General features: G+C 38.7%; 12 protein-coding genes and 1 riboswitch. Of the genes, 3 read left to right on the top strand and 9 right to left on the bottom strand.

The annotated features are described in order from the left end of the window. Positions 1-2: 2 nt before the first annotated feature. The gene (locus tag FG383_RS14320; protein WP_142608076.1) at positions 3-602 is read right to left on the bottom strand and encodes a TetR/AcrR family transcriptional regulator; all 600 of its coding nucleotides are present in this window, start codon (positions 600-602) and stop codon (positions 3-5) included. A gap of 522 nt (positions 603-1,124) precedes the next feature. Here FG383_RS14320 and FG383_RS14315 point away from each other — a divergent pair. From FG383_RS14315 to FG383_RS14305, 3 genes are all read left to right on the top strand, one after another. After that, positions 1,125-1,328, top strand: a complete 204-nt coding sequence (locus FG383_RS14315; protein ID WP_093274514.1) for a twin-arginine translocase TatA/TatE family subunit — start codon at positions 1,125-1,127, stop codon at positions 1,326-1,328. A 267-nt stretch (positions 1,329-1,595) separates the two neighbouring features. After that, entirely contained in the window at positions 1,596-1,799 is a 204-nt protein-coding gene (locus FG383_RS14310) for a twin-arginine translocase TatA/TatE family subunit (protein ID WP_142608075.1), read from the top strand. Between the two features lie 127 nt (positions 1,800-1,926). Continuing rightward, positions 1,927-2,691 carry a DUF817 domain-containing protein gene (locus tag FG383_RS14305; protein ID WP_142608074.1) on the top strand — a complete coding sequence of 255 codons (765 nt, stop codon included), beginning with the start codon at positions 1,927-1,929 and terminating at the stop codon, positions 2,689-2,691. Positions 2,692-3,222: 531 nt separating this feature from the next. On the opposite strand, the gene metH is transcribed toward FG383_RS14305, so the two are convergent. The 8 genes from metH to metE all read right to left on the bottom strand — a co-directional run bounded on the left by metH (position 3,223) and on the right by metE (position 16,173). Further along, positions 3,223-6,660: a methionine synthase gene (gene metH, locus FG383_RS14300; RefSeq protein ID WP_142608073.1), complete on the bottom strand. Its 3,438-nt coding sequence runs from the start codon at positions 6,658-6,660 to the stop codon at positions 3,223-3,225. After that, positions 6,653-8,500 carry a bifunctional homocysteine S-methyltransferase/methylenetetrahydrofolate reductase gene (locus FG383_RS14295; RefSeq protein ID WP_142608072.1) on the bottom strand — a complete coding sequence of 616 codons (1,848 nt, stop codon included), beginning with the start codon at positions 8,498-8,500 and terminating at the stop codon, positions 6,653-6,655. The genes metH and FG383_RS14295 overlap by 8 nt, the downstream gene beginning before the upstream one ends. 78 nt (positions 8,501-8,578) lie before the next feature. Then, positions 8,579-8,683, bottom strand: a riboswitch (SAM riboswitch). Positions 8,684-8,945: 262 nt separating this feature from the next. Then, the gene (locus tag FG383_RS14290) at positions 8,946-10,331 is read right to left on the bottom strand and encodes a protoporphyrinogen oxidase (protein ID WP_142608071.1); all 1,386 of its coding nucleotides are present in this window, start codon (positions 10,329-10,331) and stop codon (positions 8,946-8,948) included. Between the two features lie 197 nt (positions 10,332-10,528). Beyond that, positions 10,529-11,152, bottom strand: coding sequence for an arylformamidase (gene kynB / locus FG383_RS14285; protein ID WP_142608070.1), 624 nt, complete (start codon positions 11,150-11,152; stop codon positions 10,529-10,531). Positions 11,153-11,164: 12 nt separating this feature from the next. Continuing rightward, entirely contained in the window at positions 11,165-12,007 is an 843-nt protein-coding gene (kynA, locus tag FG383_RS14280) for a tryptophan 2,3-dioxygenase (RefSeq protein WP_142608069.1), read from the bottom strand. Between the two features lie 14 nt (positions 12,008-12,021). Continuing rightward, positions 12,022-13,299 carry a kynureninase gene (gene kynU, locus FG383_RS14275; protein ID WP_142608101.1) on the bottom strand — a complete coding sequence of 426 codons (1,278 nt, stop codon included), beginning with the start codon at positions 13,297-13,299 and terminating at the stop codon, positions 12,022-12,024. A 311-nt stretch (positions 13,300-13,610) separates the two neighbouring features. Next, positions 13,611-13,754, bottom strand: coding sequence for a hypothetical protein (locus FG383_RS20985; protein WP_185907956.1), 144 nt, complete (start codon positions 13,752-13,754; stop codon positions 13,611-13,613). A gap of 133 nt (positions 13,755-13,887) precedes the next feature. Next, positions 13,888-16,173: a 5-methyltetrahydropteroyltriglutamate--homocysteine S-methyltransferase gene (gene metE / locus FG383_RS14270; protein WP_142608068.1), complete on the bottom strand. Its 2,286-nt coding sequence runs from the start codon at positions 16,171-16,173 to the stop codon at positions 13,888-13,890. Positions 16,174-16,625: the final 452 nt, after the last annotated feature.

The following is a 16,625-nucleotide window of genomic DNA, read 5'->3' as shown; positions in this document are numbered from 1 at the left end:
CTTCACTTGGTTAAACCAACAGTTTGAAAACTTGTTGTAAATACTTCATGTAATTTCTCCGCTAAATCTTCTGCTGAGAGCTCATAACCACTTTTTATCCATTCTAGTATCATTCCAAAAATTCCGTATGTCATAAAGATTTTATGTTGTTCTGTATAACTATCCATCTTAGTCTTGCTTTTGAAATTCAACTTCTCAAATAATGATCGTATCTTCAAAATAAACTTTTCATCTAGTCCCGGTATTGAATCTTCTATTACTAATAAATTGTAAAATTGCTCTTGCTCATATATATGTTTAAAGAAAATCATTGATTTAGGGACTAGTTCTTTAATTTCGACGTCTCCTATATTTTTAAATGGGAAATCAAATGAATACTCTAGTTCTTCCATTTTCTGTTCTATTATTTGATTGATTAATTCCTCTTTATCTTGAAAATAAAAGTAAAAAGTACTCCGATTGTAATCGGCACGTTCTACTATATCTGTGACCGATACATTCCTATACCCTTTTTCAATAATCAACTCGATAAATTTCTCTTTCAAAATCCGCTTAGTTCTCCGAATGCTTCTGTTCTCATTCTCCTGTTTTTCTGAACTCATCACTTTCACCCCTAAAAATTTTGAATATTTTAATTTTCGGTATTTATGTCTCAATAATAGTCTATCAATATAGGAAATTCAATCTATAAACAACGGATTATTGTCCTATTTCTGAGGTCCGTTAAAATTTCAATGACAATATAGTTCATATAGATTGTTTTTTCTATCATTTATATTAGGAGATTTTCATAATGTCTGAACAAGAAAAGAATAATCCGATTTTAGATAAACGTACATCTAGACGTACGTTTATTAAGAATTCTGGATTAACAATCGGTGGGCTCTTGTACTTGGTGGTGCTATTGGTAGTTTAGTAGCTGGGAAACCGGAGACAACTACACCAACAGTTGCCGCACTAACTTACCGTGCAGCTGAAGGAATGATCTAGTTCTTGAAAGGCGAAGGCGGTCCAGTAATCACAGCCAAAAATGAGATGACTTTCGTACGGAAGCTCGTCCTTCTCATTTTCTGATTAAGTATGTTATATTTGTAGTGATTCTAAAAAGAAAAGGAGGAAATACCATGCCAAATATAGGGATACCGGGATTAATACTCGTATTAATCATAGCTTTAGTTATCTTTGGCCCATCAAAGCTTCCTCAACTAGGTAGAGCAGTTGGACAGACATTAAAAGAATTTAAAACCTCGACAAGAGATATTATAAACGATGAAGAAAAAGAGGAAGTTAAATCTGAAGCGAAAGAAATCGAGCTTGAAAAAAAATAATAAATAGGAAGAACCAGCTATGGTAATCAGTAGCTGGTTCTTTTAGTTAAATCTAAAGTAACTAGTATTCGTCTTGAATATTTCTAGAAGATTCTCCGCTATTTCATCTGGTGATTTTACCTATCCACCTTTAATCCATTCCTAAATTACACCGTAGGATCCGAATAATTCATTCAAATACAGTAGCAGGTAAAGAGAAGAGTCGAAAAGTATAAAAGAGTCGAAATTAGGTAATATTGAGAGTCACTGCTAAAAGGAGGAAATACCTTGCCAAATATCGGTGTACCTGGTTTAATAATTGTTTTAGCTCTAGCTTTAATCATTTTTGGTCCATCTAAACTACCTCAATTGGGTAGAGCTGTAGGGCAAACTTTGAAGGAATTCAAAACCTCCACTAAAGAAATAATGGATGATGTAACGGATGAATTCAAATTAGAAGACAATGAGGTAGAAGCTAACAAGAAAAAATAACAAACTGAGCCAGCTATTTTTCTTGAATAGCTGGCTTTTGAGTTTGTATAGGAAGCAACTTGCAAAAGACTATTTCGTCCAAATTCTAAAGACATTAAGTTAGAAGAAAGTCGAGGTTAGGCTTACGTTGAAGAACTTTTTAAAATTTGGGTATTTACAAGCACTGTGTTGTATCTTCCCTGTTATCATTTTTGGTGCACTGGCGCTATCGAAGTTTTTTACTATTCCCTTTTTACCACGTTATGATTTTATTTTAATCATTTGTATTGCTGCACAGATTTTTATGCTTGTATCCAAACTGGAAACATTTGATGAGTTAAAAGTTATTTGTTTGTTTCATATAATCGGCTTGGTACTTGAAATATTCAAAGTACATATGGGATCTTGGTCTTATCCAGAGGAAGCATACAGCAAGTTTCTCGGAGTACCTTTATATAGTGGATTCATGTATGCGAGTGTCGCGAGCTATATTTGTCAAAGTTGGAGACGGATGGACTTACATATGTATAGCTGGCCAAAGCCATTTTTCGCCGTCGGTATTAGTGTTCTTATTTACTTGAATTTTTTTACGCATCATTTTAGTTATGATGTGCGATGGGTGTTAAAAGCTTTATTGTTCATTATTTTCTTCCGTACGTTTGTAACTTTTCAGGTCAATGAAAAAGTTTATAAAATGCATATGATTTTAGCTTTTCTGTTGATTGGTTTCTTTATTTGGATCGCTGAAAATATCACGACGTTTTTAGGTGCTTGGCAATATCCTAATCAGGAAGCGGCATGGTCAATTGTGCATATAGGGAAAATTAGTTCGTGGTTTTTACTTGTTATTATTAGTGTTATCATCGTGGCACAATTGAAGAGAGTGAAGAGTGGCATGAAATCTCCACTGTAATTGAGTGATGGGTGCTCTCATACTTGAATTGGTTGCTTTGAAGCAAGAATTGATTGCTCTCCTCAGTGGAATGGGTGCTTACCAATACAATTTGGTCGCTCTTAGACATTTTATGTAAACTCTTCACCTTGATACTCATTGCTTCCTCTGTAATTGAGCGTTGGGTGCTCTCATGCTTGAATTGGTTGCTTTGAAGCAAGAATTGATTGCTCTCCTCAGTGGAATGGGTGCTTACCAATACAATTTGGTCGCTCTTAGACATTTTATGTAAACTCTTCACCTTGATACTCATCGCTTCCTCTGTGATTGAGCGTTGGGTGCTCTCGTGCTTGAATTGGTTGCTTGGCATAGTAACTAGTTGCTTTGAAGCAATAATTGATTGCTCTCCTCAGTGGAATGGGTGCTTACAAATACAATTTGGTCGCTCTTAGACATTTTAAGGAATTTTCTCTTATTCATAACACAGTACTTTTCCCAACCAATCTAAAAAACGCAGGTAACAGATATAAAATCTGCTGCCTGCGTTTTTGATTAATCCACGACAAAATATCTCGCATCTGGATGGGCAAATACAATTGCTGATACGGATGCTTCTGGTTCCATCATAAACTCTTCCGTTAAATCTACACCAATATCTTCTGGTTTGATAAGTCCAAATAACTTGGCTTGGTCTTCCAAGTTGGGACAAGCTGGATAGCCGAATGAGAAGCGCTGCCCTTGGTACTTAGCCGCAAATCGTTCGCGCATTGTAAAGTCCGTTGCATCTGGGAAGCCCCACTGATCTCGGATTTCTTGGTGAATTCGTTCTGCAAATCCTTCTGCTAGCTCTAACGCAGTCGCCTGCAGGGCATGACTTTCTAGAAACTTCCCTTGCTCCTTTAGCTTGTTTGCTGCTGCACGCACACCATGACCTGCAGTGACGAGCATAAATGCGACGTAATCCATTTCTCCACTTTGTACCGATTTCAAGTAATCTGCAAGACAAAGAAAAGGCTCTTCTGATTGACGTGGAAACGTAAATCGCTCAATTTCCGTTTTGGCATCATTCGGATCATAAATGACCACATCATCCCCATCTGATTGTGCAGGGAAAAATTGATATAGTCCAGATGGTTTTAAAATACCTGCTCCTAAAAACTCTGTTACAAGTTCATGTAATTCCACCGCGCGCTTATCCTGTTGTTCCAGCAGTTTATCACTGTATCCTTTTAAACCTAAATGATGACCAATTAGCGTCCGCATATTGACGTATGGATAGAGGTGTGCCACAGAATATTCTTTTAATACATGTCTGCGTAAGTCTTTCGGTTCGTATACTTGCACGTCTTCTCGCACTGTTTTCACAGGCTTCGTTAAAACTGCGACCGCTTGTTTCGAAGCTCGATTTGCTTCTGCTACTTTTCGTTTTTCTTGTTGAATCGTTAATTCTTCTAATAAGGACACTTTATCACTTTCATTTTGTAAGCGATTCGCCAGTTCAAGCCCTTGCATCGCATCTTTTGCGTATAGCACTGGTCCTTCATATTCTGCTGAAATTTTCGTTTCTGTAAAGCGTCGTGAAAGGGCTGCTCCCCCTACAAGCATTGGGATATCAATGCCCGCTTCTTTAAAGTCCTGTGCCGTGATAACCATTTGTTGGGCTGACTTTACGAGGAGTCCGGAAAGACCTACAATATCTGGTTTCTCTTTCCGAATCACTTCTATTAATTCAGATGGAGTTACTTTAATTCCTATATCCAATACTTTATATCCATTATTACTTAGAATAATGTCGACTAAGTTTTTTCCGATATCATGTACATCGCCTTTGACAGTAGCTAGAACAATTTTCCCTTTTCCAGTGTCATCCTCATCTTTTTCCATAAACTGTTCTAAGTAGGAGACAGATGCTTTCATCACTCCTGCACTTTGTAGAACTTCTGCAACGATTAATTGATTTTCATTGAACAGACGCCCTACTTCTGACATGCCGTCCATCAATGGTCCATTAATGACTTCAAGGGGAGTATCGTATATTTTCAACGCCTGTTCTAAATCTGGAATAAGTCCTTCCTTCGTTCCTTCTATAATGTAGTAGGCTAGACGTTCCGGTACGGTTTTCGGAATATCGGCTTCCGTTTTTTCCTTCTTTTTATCCCGGTAAAAATCGGTGAAATCGGCAAGTGTTTTGTCCGTTGTCGTAAATAATAATTCATTTGCCATGGCGACTTCTTTCTCCGGAATGGATGCATATCGCTCTAATTTTTCCGTATTTACAATCGCGTAATCGAGACCTGCTTGTGTGCAATGGTATAGATAAACCGCATTAAGCACTTCGCGACCGACTGGTGGAAGTCCAAAAGATACATTACTTACACCTAGTGTAGTTAAGACCCGCGGCAACTTTTCTTTTATTAAGCGAATTCCTTCAATCGTCTCGACAGCGGAACCAATATATTGTTGATCTCCTGTCCCTACTGGAAATACAAGAGGATCAAAAATGATATCTTCTGGCGGTAGTCCCCATTTATTCACGAGTAAATCATACGAACGTTCTGCAATTTCTACCTTTCGTTCACGTGTAACAGCCATACCCACTTCGTCGATTGTTCCAACAACTACCGCAGCACCGTATTTTTTGACAAGCGGAATGACAGCTTCAAAACGTTCTTCCCCATCTTCTAAGTTGATAGAGTTAATGATTGTTTTCCCTTGGGAATATTTCAATGCTTCTTCAATCACATTTTCATCCGTCGAATCAATTACAAGCGGCACTTTAACTTTTTTCACGACTTCTTTCATAAAGTTTGTCATATCCGCTAGCTCATCTCGGTCCGGATTTGCTAGACAAATATCAATAACATGAGCGCCCCCTTTTACTTGGGCACGTGCAATTTCCGAAGCTTCTTCGAATTTTTCATCGATAATGAGTCGTTTAAACTTACGTGAACCGATGACATTCGTCCGCTCCCCTATTAACAACGGACGCATCGACTCATCGTAAAGAAGTGGTTCGATTCCAGAAACGACATGCCCATGACTCGCTTCAGCTGGTTTTCTTGGTGCAATATGTTGAACTGCTTCTCGCAGTGCTCGAATATGGGCTGGTGTCGTCCCACAACATCCACCAACTAGATTTAACCAACCTTTTTCCGCAAAACCTTTTAACTTTTTAGACAAAGAGTCAGGCGATTCATGATAATGCCCTTCCTCGTCGGGTAGCCCTGCATTTGGGTAACAGCTGACATATCCACCGGATAACTCCGAAAGTGAACGGATATGATCTGTCATAAATTCAGGACCAGTCGCACAATTCAACCCAACAGAAAGCGGTTTTATATGTTCAATCGATATATAGAAAGCTTCAATACTTTGCCCAGCTAGAGTAGTTCCCATCGGTTCAATTGTGCCGGAGATCATAATCGGAAGCTCTTTTCCCGTTTCCGTAAATGCTTGGTTAATTCCTATTGTTGCAGCTTTGACGTTTAGCATATCTTGGCTCGTTTCGAGTAAAATCAGGTCGGAGCCTCCTTCCACTAATGCTTTTGTTTGGACGTAAAAATCGTGCGTTAATTCATCAAAAGTTATTCCGCCAGTAACAGATAACGTTTTTGTCGTCGGTCCAATCGCTCCTGCTACAAAACGTGGCCATTCTGAAGTCGAAAATTCTTCGGTACATTTCTTTGCAAATTGCGCTGCTCGAAAGTTAATATCATATGCTTGGCTACCGAGATCATACTCATTCAATACAACCGGCGTTCCACCAAATGTATTCGTACAAATGATATCTGCTCCTGCTTCCAAGTATTCCCGATGAATTTGTTCAATGACCCCTGGATTTACGATATTTAAATACTCATTGCATCCGTCATATTCTTCTCCTCCAAAATCTTCCGGATCAAGATTGGCATTTTGGATCATCGTACCCATGGCACCATCAATGATGAGAATTCTAGTTTCAAGTTGTTGCTCAATTAGATGTTTAGACATAGCTGTTCTCTCTCACTTTCTTTCCATCAATCTCTTTAATATGGTCAATCAATTCGAGCGACATATCGTAACGGAAAAACGGAGTAATGATGTAAATTCCATTAAACAATTCCGCTGCAGTGTCTATTAGTTCTTTTGCAATTTGAATACCTTCTGCAGTTGCACGCGCTCTATCTTCTCCACATGCACGCATTCTTGCAAGCACTTCTTCTGATAATTTGATACCCGGCACTTCATTGTGTAGGAACTCTGAATTTCGGATATTTGTAAGCGGCATAACACCAATGAAAATAGGGGTTGTTAAATGTTTCGTCGCTTCATAAATTTCTTGAATTTTTTCTTTTGTATAAACGGGTTGCGTGATAAAATAATCCGCTCCACATTCAATTTTCTTTTCCAATCGTTTTACAGCACGGTCAAGCACTCGAACATTCGGATTAAAGGCTGCTGCTATAGAGAAGTTTGCTTTCTTTCGAAGCGATTTCCCAGAGAATGATATCCCTTCATTTAGCTGCTTGATTAGTTGTATTAGCTCCAAACTTGAGACATCATACACACTTGTAGCACCTGGAAAATCGCCTACTTTCGTTGGATCACCAGTTACCGCTAAAATGTCATGAATACCTAGTGCATCCAGTCCCATCAAATGCGATTGAAGACCAATCAGATTGCGATCTCGACAAGTAATATGCGCGAGAGGTCGAATATTGTTTTGCAGTTTTAACATGGAGCCCATCGCCATATTACTAATTCGAGGAGAAGCGAGTGAATTATCCGCCATTGTCACAGCGTCAACACCAGCATCGTAGAGCTTTGTAGCACCTTCCATAAATGTCGTCGTATCTAGATGACGTGGAGTGTCTAGTTCCACAATAATCGTCCGTTCTTTTTGTGCTTTTTCATGAAGAGGTTCATGGCTATTCGGCTCTGCTTCACGGATAATAATTGGTTTCTTAGGGGTCACTACCTTTGCTGTTAACGGAGGTAAATGACCAATTAATTTTTTGGCTGCTTCTATATGCTTTGGTGTCGTTCCACAACATCCACCGATTAATCGTACACCCTCTTCCCGAAGAAGAAGCGCTGCTTTTCCGAAATAATCTGCCTCTGATTCGTACACTAAGCGTCCATCTTCCATATCCAATAAGCTAGCATTAGGAAAAGCAGAAAGGAACGCATTTTTCGGAAGTGCGACCTCTTCTAATGCCTGTATTGTATGGAACGGACCTAACCGGCAATTGACTCCAACGACGTCTGCTCCTAATGCATCCAGTTGATTTAAAGCATCATTTAGTGATAATCCATTTTGCAATATACCAGGATCATGCATCGATACTTGTGCAATGATTGGCGTATTTGTTAGTTTCCGTAAGTGTGTCACAGTCGCAGCTAGCTCTTCAAAATCATAATACGTTTCCAGTAATAGCCCATCCGGATTGCCAGTAAGTAAATGTTTCGCTTGCCCGTCAACCATTTGAATGATTTCTTCTATAGTTGCATCACTCTTTCGAATACCACGGATTGCCCCGATTGTTCCGAGCACAAATTGTCCACCCGGTGCAGCAGCCCGTTTCGCAATTTGAATAGCGGCTTCATTGATTTCTTTTACGCTATTTTCTAATCCGTATCTTTCCAATTTAATCGCATTCGCGCCGTATGTATTCGTTTGTATAATATCTGCACCGGCCGCGATATAGTCCTGGTGAATCTTTTCGATAATTTCTGGTCTTTCGATGTTTAATTCTTCATTGCAATAGTCAATTCCATATGAATATAGAAGCGTCCCCATCGCCCCATCTGCCGTTAACATATTTGTTCGTAATTTATCTAACAATCCCATCCGCACCCATCCTCTCCTAAATACAAAAAAAGCCTTCTATAATAAAAGAAGGCTTTACGAGTTTACAAAAATCGTTCCTTCTCATCTTTCAGACTATTACATGTCTGCTGGATTTAGCACCTGACCTAAATGGCGGTTGCTGAAGCTTCATAGGGCCAGTCCCTCGGCTTCTCTTGATAAGAATTAAATATTCAGTTTACAATGATTAGTGATATCGTACCTTTAATAAAGTAAAGCGTCAAGCATAATTTTAAAAATAAGAAATTTTCTGTTTTCTATTTAGAGGATTATAGCTTCATCCGATTGGCTGGCAAGGAGTAGGAGTCAGGATGTAGAAGTTCTTGTAGGAAGGTATGCACATGTCTAAATTTTTATCATCTCCTAGACAATAAAAAGAGGACCAAAACTGAATTTTGGTCCAACATCTGCATTTAATATAAAATAGTTAAATACTTTCAGCAATTAACTCTGCAGTTTCCTTTCCGTTTTTAATACATGCACCGATGCCAACCCCATAATAAGAACATCCGGCAAGTAATACTTGAGGAAACTGAGCAGATAATTTCTCATTTAACGATGTAACCGCTTGTCCGTGCTCTAAGTGATAATTCGGCATTAAGTCATTCCATTTAGTTACTTCCACGACATGCGGTTTACCATTTAGCTTCAAACTCTTTTCAATATCTTGTAAAGCGACTTGAACCAGCTCTTCCTCACTCATGTCTTTCATTTCTTCATAGGCAGCATTCGTACTTTTGTAAAACATTCGAACAAGCAAATGGCTGTTTTCAGATGTATGCTTCCATTTACGACTTGCCCATGTACATGCATTACATTTCACATCGCTATTTTCCGACACGATAAAGCCTGTACCTTCTGCAGGGAGCTGTTCGTCTGGAATATCAAAACCAAGATAAACACTTATAAGCGATGAGTTTTTCAACTTATTGAACTCAACATCCAATTCTTCGTTTTGCATTATCGCTTGTGCGACATTATGAGGAGTTGTTAATACAATGTAATCGGCTTCGATTGAGTTGTGGTTGGAAAAGGAAACTACATACTTATCATCATTTTTCGCAATCTTTGTTGTGTGCACTCCTTTTAAAATAGTAGCGTCCTGAAGTTCTTCTTCCATTCGATCTATCAGCGCTGAAAGTCCATTTTTGAAGGAGATGAATTTTTTATTGGCAGCTGCTAGGAATTGTTCCCTGTTTGCTCCTAAACCTTTAATAATACTGCCGTATTCGTCTTTATAGTCTATTAAATAAGGCAATGTGGAAGCCATTGTTAGCTTATCTAGGTCTCCAGAATATACACCTGATAACACGGGAGCGATTTGTTTTTCTACTAATTCTTTACCTAAGAAATGCTCTAAAAACTCTCCAATCGAACTGTCTTTCGTAAAGCTTTCATTCGGCAAATCAAAATCTTTCAACGCTTCTTCTTTACCTTCATTAGAAACTAATGTACTACTCTCTAACGATTCCTCACTTGTCGGTATACCAAATACCGTGTCCTGAGGTATAGCATGCAGCTCGTTATTCGTGTAAATATAAGAAATACCTGTTGCATTGTAAACAAGCTCGTCTTGTAAATTTAACTCTTCTACTAAAGGCATGACTCCTGCATTACGAGCAACAATCGAATCCGCTCCAGTTTCCATAATAAACTCTCCATGCTTCACGGAATGAATTTTCCCACCTAAGTAATGATTAGATTCAACTAAGACCAATTCCATATTTAGTGCTTTTTCTATTTTAAGTTTTTGCAAATAATGCATCGTTGACAGGCCAGTAATTCCTCCGCCGATAACAACTACTTTTTTCAAAGCGCTCACTCCTTCTAAATCCGGTGTCATTAACTTCTTCTAGTATAATTGTTTTTTAAAATATCTGGTATGACTTAACTCACTATTCATCCAATGTTACGCCCGAAATCCGCAATCGTTTACAGTTTCGTCAAAATTGCACCTATTAAAAAGACCTTTCATTAGCAATTTTAGCTAATAAAAGATCTTTTGTTTTCTTATATCGATCGAATGACTGCACGCACTGGACTGCCGTCCGCTCCTTGAATCTTCAAAGGTAAAGCGATTAGCTCATAATCACCAGGTGTTACGTCTTGTAGAAATAAATTTTCTAAAATGTGTACGCCATGCCGATAAAGTGCATGATGCGCAGGCAATTGTTTATCATCTAAAGCATCAACAGAAGGATGGTCCACCCCGACTAAAAAAATACCTTTTTCCTGCAAAAATTCACCGATATTTTCTTTTAATACAGGAATTTGTGTAGGAAAGCGTTCCACACTGACCGTTTTAGCTGTTTTTAAAAGTAATCGTTCCACGCCATCTAGATCAAATACTTGTAGCTCTTCTCTTCCAATTGACTCTAATCCTATGACATCCACTACTTTAGCTCGACCTATGTAAATATTGACGTCAAGCTGTTCAATTGTTGGTGCATTATTATCAAAGTGAAACGGTGCATCGGCATGAGTCCCCGTATGCACGCTCGTTGTGAATCGTCCCATATTAACGGAGCCGGTCTGCTCTTTCGTATATGCAAATTCGAATTGAAACGGCGTATCCCCTGGCCAAGTACTAATTTTATTTGAAAAGGCTTGTGTAATATCTATCCACTTCGTCATTGATAACCTCCACTATAAATTCGTTCTTAAATCCCATAGTTCAGGGAAAAACCGATGATCCAACACTTTACGTAAATAATTCACACCGGATGAACCACCTGTTCCAGTTTTAAATCCAATAATGCGTTCCACTGTTTTCATATGACGGAAGCGCCACTGCTGTAGCCAGTCTTCCACATCTACGAGTTTTTCTGCTAACTGATATAAATTCCAGTATTTATCTACATTTAAATATACTTCTTTCCATGCATCTGCTACGGTCTTGTCTCCCCCATATGTTACGGAATAATCACGCTTTACTACTGCTGGATTCAGGGTAAATCCTGCTTTTGCTAACGCTTGAATGGACACATCATAAATGCTCGGTGCATTATTGGCTTTTTCGAGTTGCTCGTATAACGCAGTATCCTGTTCATAGATTTTCAAAATATGCTTCGTTTTGTATCCGAGTGCAAATTCAATTTGTCGGTACTGGTAAGATTGAAATCCAGATGCTTTTCCTAGTGTATCTCGAAATTCTAAATACTCAGCTGGCGTTAATGTCGATAATACATCCCAAGCTTGAATGATTTGTGTTTGGATTTTCGTCACACGTGCGAGCATTTTAAAAGCCGCTTGCATTTTATCTGCTTGAATTGCTTGGATAGCACTAGTTAGCTCATGCAATATTAACTTCATCCAAAGCTCACTCACTTGGTGAATGATAATAAAAAGCATTTCGTCATGATGACTCGATAACCTTTTTTGACTAGATAAAATGCTATCTAGCTGCAAATAATCACCGTACGTCATATCGTCACGAAAATCAGTGTGAATTCCTTTTTCGCTTTTCGGGTCCGAATTATTTTCTGCCATCTAACCCCTCCTTTTTAAGCAATAACATCACGCTTATTTTCGAATTTCTTATATGATTCTTCTTTCATAATCTCCTTTAAAATTTGTACAGTTTTCCATACGTCTTCAAACGAGTTATATAATGCAACAGGTGCCAAACGAATGCCATTTGGAGAACGGAAATCTGGTATAACTTGATATTCTTTTAACGCTTTACAAATACGTGCCGCTTCTTCGTGAACCAAATAAATATGAGCCCCACGACGATTATGTTCCTTTGGATTTTCGATTGTAAATTGGTAACCACGCAACTCTTCTTCTATTAGTAATGTCATATAATCCGTTAATTTCAATGACTTTTCACGAATCCTATCTATACCCGCTTCCGCAAACATTTCCAACGAGCCAAATAATGGAGCCGCACTTAAAATGCTTGGTGTCCCTATTTGGTAAGCACTTGCATCGGGTGCTGGGGTCATTTGAATTGAAAGGTCGAACTGCTTTTCTTTATCAGAACCAAACCACCCAGCGAGTCCCGGTTTTCTTCCGAAATGTTTTTGATTCACATATAATCCCCCAACAGCTCCAGGTCCCCCGTTTAAATGTTTGTAATTACACCAAAACGCAAAGTCTACCTCCCAATCATCCAACTGATGTGGGATTGATCCAATCGAGTGACATAAATCAAAACCGATTAATATATTTCGTTCATGCGCAGCTTTCGTTAACTCTTTTATCTGCAATATTTGTCCACTTCTGTACAACACGCTTGGCAATACAATGAGCGCCACATCATCCGTCATCGCTTCGATAATGTCCGCTTCGTTTAACGTGTCCCCGTCACGACTTTTCACTAATACCATATGCTCCTCGGGATCGTATCCATGCAATGATAACTGACTACTAATCGCATACAAATCAGACGGGAAAGTTAACTCATCCGCTAAAATTTTCGTACGAGCACCATTTGGATGATAGAAACTAGCGATTAACTGATGTAAATTCGATGTCGTAGAGCCAGTAATAATCACTTCTTCTTTCGAAGCTCCTACTAGAGGGGAGCACATTTCACTTAATGTATCAGCGAAATAAAACCATGGATGCTCCCCTTGCGTCCACCCATCAATCCCGTATTTTTTCCATGAATCTAGTAAGGAGAGCAGTGACTGCTCCGCTCGCTTTGACAACAGCCCTAAAGAATTGCCATCCATATAAATAATATCTGGCTGCAAATAAAACTCATCTCGATAACTCTTTAATGCATCTTGCTCATCCAATTTCTTTGCATATTCCAACGTTGCATCTCTCTGCATCATTCTAGATCCCCACCTGATTTTATTTTTCAGAATATTCCATTCTATTAAGTTAATAATATGTTTTAAGTGTTATAGTGTCAATGCAACGATGAATAAACACAAGCAAGCTTAAGACCACATTTCATGTGTATTCTAGTTGCTTGGTGATTATCACATACACCTAATAAAATGGTGTTTAGTTGGAATTTCAGACGATTTAGTTGGAATTTTTAATGATTTAGTTGGAAAAATGGCGTGTTTAGTTGGAAAAGTACCCACCAGCATATAAAAAAGCATGTCTCGAAGAACTTTGAGACATGCTTTTTATCTTAGGAATTTGCCGTTTCACTAGAATGACCATTAAAATTTGCAGAAGTATCATAAGCAACTAGCGTAACGCCCAGTTTATCTTCCAATTCATTAAGTTCTTCCAACTGCTCACTATTAAGATCTGCGAATTTATTTTCTTTCATCTAATTACCCATCCCCTTTCTTTTAGCTTATTGTCTCCTGGAAGAATTGGATTATGCAAAAAAAAAGCAATGCCATTCACCGTTCGAATGACATTGCATTAATTTTGAAATATCTTTTAATTAACCACAGCTATTATTTTTGAATAATAGCCAACTGGCTTTCTCTTACCTCTTTCGCAGCCTCCAACATCACTTTCAAACCTTCGATTGTTTCTTCTTCTTTTCTTGTTTTCAAACCACAGTCTGGATTAACCCAAAATTGTGTTGGTTTGATTGTTTGAAGAGCTCGATTAATATTTTTTTTCATCTCTTCTTTACTTGGTACACGTGGGCTATGGATGTCATAGACGCCTAAACCAATTTCTTTATCATAGGTGTTTTTTTCAAATGCTGAAATGATTTCCCCGTGACTTCTTGATGTTTCAATCGATATGACATCTGCATCGAGGGCACTAATGGAATCGATGATACCACTGAATTCCGAATAACACATATGCGTATGGATTTGCGTATCATTTTTAACCGAGGAAGTTGCCAGTTTAAATGCGTATACAGCTGCATTTAAGTACTCATCGCTTTTCTCAGGATCTAGCGGCAACCCTTCACGTATTGCAGGTTCATCTACTTGAATCATACCAATTCCATTCTTTTCAAGCTCCTCGATTTCCTGACGAAGTGCGTATGCAATTTGGTTCAACACATCAAAACGAGGGATATCATCACGCACAAATGACCAGTTCAAAATCGTCACAGGCCCTGTCAACATGCCTTTTACTGGCTTCTTCGTTAGCGATTGTGCATAAACACTTTCTTTCACTGTAATCGGCTCACTAAACGCAACATCTCCCAAAATCAGTGGAGGTTTAACACATCTTGAACCGTATGACTGAACCCACCCAAACTGTGACACCGCAAAACCATCGAATTTTTCACCGAAGTATTCCACCATGTCAGTTCTTTCAAATTCGCCGTGAACTAAAACGTCAATTCCAATTTCTTCTTGAATTTTGATCCATTTTTCAATCTGTTGCTGAACAAATTGTTCATATGCTTGATCGGTTATTTCACCTTTGCGCCATTTCGATCTAGTTTGTCTTACTTCCGGTGTTTGCGGCAGACTCCCGATTGTCGTTGTAGGAAGAAGTGGTAAGTTAAATCGTTGCTGTTGCTTTTTAATACGTTCTGCAAATGGCAATGTACGATTCACATCTTGTTCTATTAGTTTTTCGATATTTCCCTTCACTTTTGCGTTTTGTCTATACTTCGAGTTATTTAAAACGGACAGAGCATTTCTACTAGCTTCAAGTCCCTCCTCAATTGCGACAGCTCCTTCATGTACTCCTTTACTAAGTAGAACAATTTCAGTAAGCTTTTCATCAGCGAATGCCAGCCCCCCCTTTATAACCTGATCCAAGCGTTCTTCCAATTTCGTACTAACTGGTACGTGTAAAAGGGATGCGGAAGGTTGAACAATAAGTCGGTCTTTTTCCACATATGTTTGAATTTCGTTTAGAAGTGCCACTTTTTTATCTAAATCTGCACGCCATACATTTCTTCCGTCAATGACGCCTGCAAATAGAACTTTGTCTTTAGGGAATCCATATTTCTGTAGTAGTTCAAGTGAATCACCATGAACAAAGTCTAGCCCTAGTCCTTTCACTGGCAACGCGGCAACCGCTTCATAATTAGCAACTTTTTCAAAATACGTTTGCAGGATGATGTTCAGTTCTGGAACTGCTTCCTGAATTGCAGCATAAACTTGTTTCACTTGCTCTAACTCTTCGCTAGATAGTTTACTAGTCAAAATAGGCTCGTCCACTTGAACCCACTGTGCTCCCGCCTCCGCAAGTTCCTTCAACACCTGAATATATAGTGGTGTGAACTGCTGTAATAATGAAGAGAAATTCTCCGTTCTTGCCAGTTTAATATATGTAACTGGTCCTAAAAGAACAGGTTTACCGTAGATACCTAGCTTCTCTTTTGCTTCTTTATAAAAAGTAAGTGGACGATTTTCCACTAATTTCGGCGTTACACCTTCGAGTTCCGGTACGATATAATGATAATTCGTATTGAACCATTTCGTCATTTCCGATGCTACTGCATCTTTATTTCCACGGGCAATTGCAAAATAAGTTTCCAAAGACACTTTTCCACCCTTATATTCAAAACGCTTTGGAACAACACCAAACATAACAGACGTATCTAGCACATGATCATATAGGGAAAAGTCTCCTACCGGAATAAGATCTACTCCCAATTCCTTCTGTTTACGTAAATTCTCTAGGCGTATTGCGTCCGTTGTTGCTAACAGCTTTTCTTCTGAAATATTACCATTCCAAAAGCTTTCTAACGCTCTTTTCCATTCACGTTTTTCACCAATTCTCGGGTATCCAATATTTGAACTTTGTACGTTTACCATGCATATTATCCCCTTTTAAGTTTATGTTTTTTTTGAATATATAAATCTGTGATTCTCTCTTTTCAAATCAACCCCTTTCCTGTTGCACTACAAACTTCAAAGAACAAATGCGAAAGTATCTGACTATGCCCCAATTTAGCAAATAGAAATAATTAGTATTAATGGGACGTCGCACATAATAGGGATACTGCGCGGTAGTGGGTTGAAAATGAGTGTCCGCTGGGATTTCCGCTGCTGGGCGGACGCTTTCCGTGGGGGGAGCGATGAGCCTTCACCGCCGCGCCTGCGCGCGTCCGTTGTGAAGGCTCATTTTGCTCACTGGATCCCACTGGAGTCGCCTCCCAGCAGCGAAAATCCATGGGAATTGCTTGCTAATTTTGCGTCTACTGTTATCAGAGCTTTAAATTGATCAGATTCCCTACGCAATATTTACTAAAGCTAATTAGAAAATG

It is taken from the genome of Psychrobacillus soli (assembly GCF_006861775.1).
Lineage (GTDB): Bacteria > Bacillota > Bacilli > Bacillales_A > Planococcaceae > Psychrobacillus > Psychrobacillus soli.
The sequence above is the reverse complement of the archived record's forward strand: the minus strand, read 5'-3'. Positions and strand labels throughout refer to the sequence as shown.